The organism is Streptomyces sp. NPDC002306, from assembly GCF_053593435.1.
In genome coordinates, this window is sequence record NZ_JBSFCK010000093.1 from 1 (window position 1) to 8467 (window position 8467).

Annotated in this window: 5 protein-coding genes and 2 pseudogenes; 5 read left to right on the forward strand and 2 right to left on the reverse strand. The window is 57.9% G+C overall.

What is annotated here, in order from left to right; genetic code table 11:
* On the forward strand, positions 1 to 231 hold a 231-nt coding region (locus ACWCQK_RS41405), incomplete at its 5' end, for a transposase (protein ID WP_451164345.1).
* A gap of 49 nt (positions 232 to 280) precedes the next feature.
* Here ACWCQK_RS41405 and ACWCQK_RS41410 read toward each other — a convergent pair.
* Entirely contained in the window at positions 281 to 1768 is a 1488-nt protein-coding gene (locus ACWCQK_RS41410) for an APC family permease (RefSeq protein WP_451164347.1), read from the reverse strand.
* 420 nt (positions 1769 to 2188) lie between these two features.
* Positions 2189 to 2332: pseudogene (locus tag ACWCQK_RS41415) on the reverse strand (IS630 family transposase); the annotation flags it as partial.
* Between the two features lie 316 nt (positions 2333 to 2648).
* Here ACWCQK_RS41415 and ACWCQK_RS41420 point away from each other — a divergent pair.
* The 4 genes and pseudogenes from ACWCQK_RS41420 to ACWCQK_RS41435 all read left to right on the forward strand — a co-directional run bounded on the left by ACWCQK_RS41420 (position 2649) and on the right by ACWCQK_RS41435 (position 8117).
* Positions 2649 to 3911: an IS110 family transposase gene (locus ACWCQK_RS41420; RefSeq protein ID WP_451164349.1), complete on the forward strand. Its 1263-nt coding sequence runs from the start codon at positions 2649 to 2651 to the stop codon at positions 3909 to 3911.
* A 41-nt stretch (positions 3912 to 3952) separates the two neighbouring features.
* Positions 3953 to 4316: pseudogene (locus ACWCQK_RS41425) on the forward strand (transposase); the annotation flags it as partial.
* 527 nt (positions 4317 to 4843) lie between these two features.
* Positions 4844 to 7543, forward strand: coding sequence for a LuxR C-terminal-related transcriptional regulator (locus ACWCQK_RS41430; RefSeq protein ID WP_451164351.1), 2700 nt, complete (start codon positions 4844 to 4846; stop codon positions 7541 to 7543).
* A gap of 157 nt (positions 7544 to 7700) precedes the next feature.
* Complete coding sequence (locus ACWCQK_RS41435) at positions 7701 to 8117, forward strand: deaminase (RefSeq protein WP_451164353.1); 417 nt, start codon at positions 7701 to 7703, stop codon at positions 8115 to 8117.
* Positions 8118 to 8467: the final 350 nt, after the last annotated feature.

The window sequence follows — 8467 nt, forward strand, 5'->3', positions numbered from 1 at the left end:
GCGCAGATCATCCTCGCCGAGATCGGCGCGGACATGACCCGCTTCCCCACCCCCGAACACCTCGTCTCGTGGGCCAAGTTGTGCCCCCGCACGATCCAGTCCGGCGCGAAGAACACCGCCGGCCCAGCCGGGCAGGGCAATCCCTGGCTCAAAGGCGCCCTCGGCGAGGCCGCCAATGCCGCCGCCCGCACCGACACCTTCCTCGGCGCCCGCTACCGGCGCATCATCTAACTCGCGGGTGTATGGAAGGAGTTTTTCTACGTCAAACACCCTTCCCGAATCATTGCTTTTGAGCAAGATCGGGATCAACCACGCTAGGACGCTCCGACCAGTACAAAGGTTGCACTAGGCGACGTACGAGCATTAGAGCCAAGCCAGCCAGCGTGATAACGATGCCAATAACAAGCGGGGGACCGACCCCGAACCACGAGACCCCACTGTAGGAGTTCTCGAAGTTGGACATATCGGCAACAGACTCCACTAGCAGCCACGTCAGTATCGCAGATCCGATCAGAGGGCAAGCGCCGATGAAAATGAAGTTGTGCAGACTTCCGGTTAGATGGCGGCGGTAGTAGACGGCACAAGCAACACCAGTGAGTGCATAGTAGAATGCGATCAGAAGTGACAGTGCAGTAAGCGAATCGAAGAGGGCATTCTCGCTGATCTGATTGATGATTAGGTACCAAGTGGTGGCGATACCGACGACAAAGCATGTGCTCACATCGGGCGTACGGAACCGGGTGTGGATGTGCGCCAACTGTGAGGGTAGAGCCTGCCGGCGCGCCATGGACATGGCGGTACGCGACGCGGGAATGATCGTTGTCTGGGTCGAAGCTATCGCTGACGTAGAGACCGCTAGCAACACGATCCAGTCCCAGCCTCCCATCACCTCATTGGCGAGAACGGCGAAGACTGCCTCCTCCTCGTCGGCTTTCCCGGAAAGGAACGTCGTCCCTGCGTAGGCGACAACCGCGAAGCCAATAGACAGGTACGTTACCAGTAACACAACAGTGGACCATATTCCGGCCTTCCCCGGGGCGGTGGAGGAATTCTCCGTTTCTTCAGTAAGGTTGACAGCCGATTCCCAGCCCCAATAGATGAAAATGCCTAGCAGCATGCCTCCGGTTAGTGCCGTGCCGCCCGCGCCAAAAGGGTTGAGCCAACTGATCGATGGCCTAATAGCATTGAGCGACCCAGAGTTGGAGTAGACACGGTAGATCGCTGTCACCGCGAAGATGAGAAGGCAGATAATCTGTGCAATGATCAGAACGTTTTGCAGCTTGGCTGATGCCTCCGTGCCCATAATGCACACGGCCGCCATGATGAGGATCAGGAGCACGGCAAGTGACTGGCGTAACGCGTCATTCTCCGCCCAACTGTCAAGCCTGAGTGTGAGCAGACCGAAACGCACAGCGACGTCGGCCAGAGAGCCGATCACCAGAACGCCGGTCATCGTGATGGCCCAACCTCCGAGCCAGCCGACCCAAGGGCCCATGGCCCGGGTAACCCAGGAAAATGTAGTGCCGCAGTCCTGGTCTACTTTGTTCAGATAGAAGAACGCCGAGGCAATGAACAGCATCGGAACGAACGACACCAGCATTGTGCCGGGCGCGTGGATTCCCACGAGCGCCACGATGGGGCCAATTACTGCCGCCAGTGAATATGCAGGCGACGTTGCGTTGAGACCTATGACCAGCGCATCAATGAAGCCAATCGCGTTAGCTCTTAATGTACCGGGTGACGCTTCCGTGGTAAGGTTATCGATCATGCTTCCTCGTTCCGTCGTCATTTACTTGGATAAACAGAAGAGTAGTTCGACCTGTTCGGTGTTTAGGTGAATGGTGAAGGTATTAGTTCGCCGATGGTAACGATTGCCTCATGGGCCTGTTGGGCAAGCCGTAATTTTGCTACCGGAACTCCGCTTCTTGGGCTTTCGAACTTGAGTAGTGTGGTGCTTCTGCGTTGACTCTCTGTCATGTTGTTTAAGGGACAGGGTGCTTGTCGCCCTGGGGGGATTATTCCTGTTCCTCGGTGCAGAAAGAAGGACCAGGAGCTTGGTCAACGATACGACGTTGCTGCCCAGCCTCGACGGGGTGCCGCCGCACAAGTCGAGCGGAGTGGATGAGGTTGATCTGCGGGAGCGGACACCGAGGTTCCATACGACGAGTGACAGCGTAGATAGTGTGATCACCGAGCGCACATGAACTCGCAGCACCTTCGCCACCTCGGCATTGCCGCTGCCGGCCGCGAACATCTCGCCCGCGTCCAGACGGATCTGCTCGCGAAACGCCCTCCGCTCGGCAGTCAGCCCACCACCCTGCGCGTACCTCATGACCGTGGGGTACCGCGACGATCACGACCTGTCAGCACCCCACGACATCACGCATTACAAGTCAGGAGCCCAGAGTCACTGACGTGATTACCCCGTGGCTGGGAAAATGGGCCCGGGTGTCCCGGCCAGGCCGGTACTACTGCGATGCCGGTGAGCTCGTAAGTCAGGTTGGTCTTGGGGGTCGCTGAGGGAACCACGGTTTGTGCCAGGGCCGCCGTCCGGCGCCCGGAGCACGCGTGTCAGTCTCCGCTCCGTCCCGTTGGCCCTTCCGGGCCACCCGTCGCATGCATGCTCACTGCGTGGGAGGGAGCCGGTCATGGCCCGGCTGGATGTGAAGGACGAGGTCATCCATCTGCGGTCGGCAGGGGTGGACCTGGGCAAGCGGTTCCTGTTCGGCTGCGTGCGCACCCCCAGCACCACGCACGCGGGCCGGTGGAGCCTGGAGACCGAGCGGTTCGGCACCACCCAGGCCGAGATCCGCCGCTTGCTGGCCTGGCTGGTCGAACGCCGGGTCGAGGTCGTGGTGATGGAAGCGACCTCGGACTACTGGCGCAGCGTCTACTACCTGCTGCAGCCGCACCTGAACCTGATGCTGGTCAACCCCTCCCACCTGAAGGGCATCCGGGGCCGCAAGACCGATCCGAGCGACGCTGCGTTCCTGGCCCGCGCGGGGGCCTCGGGCATGGTGATGGGATCCTTCGTTCCGCCCCGCGCCGTTCGGGAACTGCGGGATCTGACCCGCCGCCGGACCGAGGTCGTCCGGGCCGCGGGGGCCGAGGCCCAGCGGCTGGAGAAGGAGCTGGAGGACACCGGGTTCAAGCTGACCTCGGTCCTGTCGAACGTGGTGGGCATCTCGGGCCGGGCGATCCTCGAAGCCCTCATCGCCGGCGAGCGCGACCCGCATCGGCTGGCCGACCTCACCATCCGCCAAGCCCGCGCCAAGATCCCACAACTGGTGGAGGCCCTGGACGGGGACTTCACGCCCCACCACGCGTTCATGGTCCGCCACTACCTCGACCAGATCGATCACCTCAATGCGACGGTCGCGGTGTTCGACGCGCGGATCGCCGAACTGCTGGCCGCCCAAGAGCGCGACCTGGACCTGCTGGACACCATCCCCGGCATCAGCCGCCTCGCGGCCGAGATCGTCATCGCCGAGACCGGCGGGGACATGACCCAGTTCCCCACCGCCCACCACCTCGCCTCCTGGATCGGGGTCTGCCCCGGGCAGAGCGAGTCCGCCGGCGTGAACCGCTCCGGACGCACCCGACACGGCAACACCAACCTCAAGCGACTGCTCGGGATCGCCGCCATGACGGCCGTCCGAAACAAGAACACCTACCTCGCCGCTTTCTACCGCCGCATCGCCTCCCGCCGCGGCGGGAAACGCGCCCTGGTCGCCGTCATGCACAAGATGGCCATCGCGATCTGGCACGTGCTCCACGACCAGGTCCCGTACCGCGAACTGGGCGCCAACTACTTCACCAAGCGCAACCCCGAACGCGCCATGCGCCGCATGATCAAGGAAGCCAACAACCTCGGCCCGACCCTCCGCTTCGAACCCATCTCAGCGGCCTGACCTCACACGATCTGAACTTTTCGTGTCAGTAGGCATTCCTCACCGACACCCTCTACTCCGGTGGTGGCTCAACCCAGTTCCTAGAAGTCCGCCACCGCGCGGGCATGCCACCGTCGAGGACCACATCCAGCGCGGCAAAACCACCGGCTTCGACCGCTTCCCCTCCCGCCACTTCGGCGTCAACACTGCCTGGCTCGAACCCAGCCTCACGGCGATCGACTTGTCGGCCTGGCCCCGCGTCCTGCTACTGGACGGCGAACTGGCCACCGCTGAGCCGAAGAAACTCCGCTACCGGTTGCTGCACATCGCCGCCTGCGCTTGCGAATATCGGCGACCTGGCCCTGGAGACACGAACTGACCACGGCCTTCCATCGCCTCGCCACATTGCCCCGTCCCGTCGGCTGACCAGCGAACCCTGGCCCACCACAACCCGAAAGCTTGAAGAAACCGACCACCGCGCCAGGACCACGCCAGGACCCCGCCATGTCCGCGCACCGAGATCCCATCAACCACCCGACAGCGCTCCTCAGCAACGCCTCACCTTCCTCAACCGAAACGGCGAGGCTAGAACGCCGTGAGCACTTGAGCTCGAAGCGCTCACTCCCGCATTCCGGCGGTCAGGTGGATGTGGCCATTGTCACGGTCTCAGCGCAGACGGTCACATCTGTCATCAGGTGTCGCCTCCTGTTTGAAGATCCACTACTGACCATACAAGCCACTTCTGTGTGTTGAGTAGCGATTACCCATCAGCTGGAGCCTGCTTCCAAGGAGTCTTCCTTCCAAGACCATGTTGACCCGGAAACAGCATCAAGCACAGAAGAGAGCCTCATGGACCAGCACAAGCCTGAGTGCTTCCGTCTAGCATGCGAAATAAATGTTGATTAGCCCAACTCCTTGCCTGCATTCGAATAGGTAATCTAAATGGAGGATCAATGCAGAGACGGGATATCGACTGGCGATGGCCAATGGTCGGCCGAGAGGAGGAAATCAAACTCTTTGATGAATTCATGGCCAGCACGACTGCGCGCTTCTTCACTATTCGAGGAAAAGCTGGCGTGGGGAAAAGTAGATTTGCTGAAGAGTGCCTAAAGCGAGCAATTGAAAAAGGGTGGAAGGGGGGGAAAGCCACAGCGACCGCGGCTGCTGCTTTCATTCCACTCGGAGCTATAGCGCATCTGCTCCCTGCAGATGTGGACATGGGTGACCCAGCTGCTGGATTCGCCAAAGTCAACGAATTGTTAGCTTTGCGGATTCGGCAGCCATGGATTCTGCTCGTAGATGACATTAATCTCTTAGATGTGGCATCTACTATGCTCCTCCAGCAGCTCGCTGGCGAGGGGATTCTCCGAATAGTCTGTACTATTCGGGACGGGGAGCGAATGAATGAAGTGCTTTCAGCGTGTGTTGATGATCGCGCGGGGTCAGTGGTTGATCTAGCCGAATTAAACAGAGGGCAAGTCGGACACTTGCTAGAGATTGCTCTGAAGGGCCGAGTCGGTCACAATGCAGTTCACGAATTATATTACAGAAGTGGAGGGAATGCCCTCTATCTTCGAGAGTTGTTAATTGGTACATGGAAAGAAGATGCTATTATTGACGGCGGAGGTGTTCTTGATATTTCCTCCGGGTCACTCGCAGCAACACCTTTACTCAAGGAGCTCATCACTACTCGGCTAGCGTCAGCGGGACCTAACGGCCGCGATCTCCTCGAACTCCTTTCGCTATGTGACCCTGTTTCACTATCGGAAGCACGACTAATATATGGCCCCGAAGTTGTGTTGACACTTGAGGCTCTGACGCTCATTGAGGTAACTGATGACGGAAGGAGAAATATCGTCAGGCTAGCTCACCCTTTGTATGGGGAAACGCTACGGCAAACGTTGCCCTTCTATAGGCGGCAAGACATTCTTCTTAAGCATGTCGAGCGGATAGAGTCGTATGGGATGAGACGCAGGGAGGATGCATTCCATGTGGCTTCTTGGCGACTCGCTGCCACCGGAACCGGGGATCCGCATTCATTGATTCAGGCAGCCGCGCTAGCACGCTATGCTCATGATTATCGGCAAGTCGTGTCGCTTCTGGAAGCCGTACCGGCGGAGGATCGCACAAGTCTCACTCAGCTATTACTAGGCGAAGCCCTATCCAATATTGGCGAATGGGAAAGGTCGGAAAATACGCTCAAGGAAGCTTGCCGGAAAGCAAAGAGTGATTCGGAGATTACCGCATTAAATCTGGCGAGAACCTTTAACCTATTTTGGTTTGCGGCGAAGACAGATGAAGCATTCACGGCAAATGCCGAGGCTGGATTGCGGGTAGGCAGCGAGACCGGAGCTAGGCACATACGAATAACGGAAGGGACTCTTTTCGCTGCATCGGGTAGGCCAGACCTAGCTTTGCCGCTGCTGTCTGAGCTAGATACAACTGAGGATAGTGCTCTAGAGATAAACGCATGGCTATGGGGGGCAGCGATGCAATCCGCGGCCCTGTCTGCGACGGGCAAAGTAAATGAGGCTTGCAAGAAAGCCAGATATGCCTATAGTGCCCATCTGGCGTTGGAGAGAAATGCCGCACAGACGCATCCAGCGTCACAGCTCAATTCACTGGTCCTTGCTCTAACTGAAGCTGGAAACTTTGCTGAAGCCCTGCGTGTTGGGCGGCAGGCATTCGCGGATCTCCTGTCTGCCCGTGCTCCACTTCCACGCGTATGGACAGCATTTAATATGGCTCGTGCGGAATGGCTGGCCGGGCACCCATTAGCGGCGCACACTCTATTTGCCGAATCAGTTGCACTAAACAGAATGCATGATCACACCAGAGGGTTGCAACTAGGGTTGAGCGGAATGGCTGCAGCCTCGGCTATTCTAGGGAATTTTGACAACGCGAGAAACGAATTAGCAGAAGCGCAACGGAATTTTCCTATGGGCTTGCTCCGGGGAGAAGAGCGCCTTGGTGAGGCTTGGATCTACGCTTGCTCTGGCGATATCAGGAAAGCTCGTAGTGTTCTCGATGAAGCAGCTAGGTCAGCACGCGAGTCAGGTAACGTCACATCTGAAATGCTGTTACTTACTGACATCGCTAGGCTTGGTGGAGCAAAGGAAGTTTTGGCACGCATTTCAGAGCTATCAACGATATGTGATGGAGAATTATCAGCGACACGCAGGGAACTAGTCGCTGCACTTTCCATTGAAGATTCTGAAATGTTAATGAATGTGGCTGGCCGGCTTGCTGGCATCGGTGCGGACCTCCTTTCTGCAGAAGCCGCATCTTATGCTGCGACAATTCTGCGACGCCGCAATCAGCCCTATGCTGCGGCAGCAGCAACTAATTTCGCTGAAGCTAGTGCTGCGCGTTGCGGCGGAGTATCCACACCGCTTCTCATAACAATGCGGTCGATGGCGTACTTGACCGAGCGCGAGCGTGAAGTCGCTCTACTTGCGATGAGAGGGACGTCGAGTAAGGAGATTTCGTCGATTCTGGGACTCTCGACCCGTACGATAGATAATCATCTGCAACGCGTTTATAGTAAACTCGGAATAGGTACGCGACGAGAGTTGGCAGACGCTCTCTTCCCAGCGGCTTCGGGAAGCGATCGCTGGAGTACTGATTCTTTGGGTCGGATGGACACTCGATGAGCTGCATCGAAGTTCGGCGCGAGCGGGTCCTGTAGAAATATAATAACTGGGTTAGGGCTTTGAGTCGCTGGTTTGAAACCCTGAGAAAAATCCACGCTAAAATGGCACCCGCTCGGGAATTGTTGACTTCCAAAGAAAGTAAGTGCAAACATTGGCCATGATCGACCTGGCACTTAGGCAAGCGCTACGCTCTGAGTGTAGACATAGGGTAGGGGCGGTTCTTACTATTGGTAGCCGCGTACTCGCGGCTTCACCAAATCGGCGCCGGAACAATCCTGCTGTGACATTCACTCATGCCACTTTCCATGCCGAAGAAGCCACCTTACGCAGAGCTCCACGAACCAATGGTGGCCACCTCTTTGTTGCTCGAGTCGATGCTTCTGGCCTTCCGAGAATGGCAAAACCGTGCCTTCGCTGCCAATATGCCATACTGCAAGCAGGAATAACGCGAGTTATCTACACAGTCGACCCTCATGATGTACAGAATATTGACTTAGTGCGGATTAATTTAATTCCGCGAAATAATAGAGGGTTTGCCGCTGTGATGTCGAAACTAAATGGGGCGTTATTCTAAGTGCATTCGATCTCCGGAACTCGATACTAGCGATATTCTGCCCCGCAGATAGCAGCCGCTCTTGACCCGCTGATCCTTGACCCGCTGATCCTTAGGGTGCCCCTGAATTAAATGTGTCCACACCGCTATCATGCGAACAGGCCGGTACTACAACCGGACGTGTCACGGCGAGTGGTCTCGTCGGCGGTAGCGGCTGCTGCGGGCGGGTGTCCGGCGCCGTCGGCGCCATCTGTACCAGCGCAGGGCGAAGCCAGGTGTCGGCAGCGGCTCAATTTGAGGCCAGTTTGAGCGGGTCAATCGTGGGCCATCGTGTGCTCTCGTGGTTGTGTCAGTTGCTGTCGTTGCAGGTC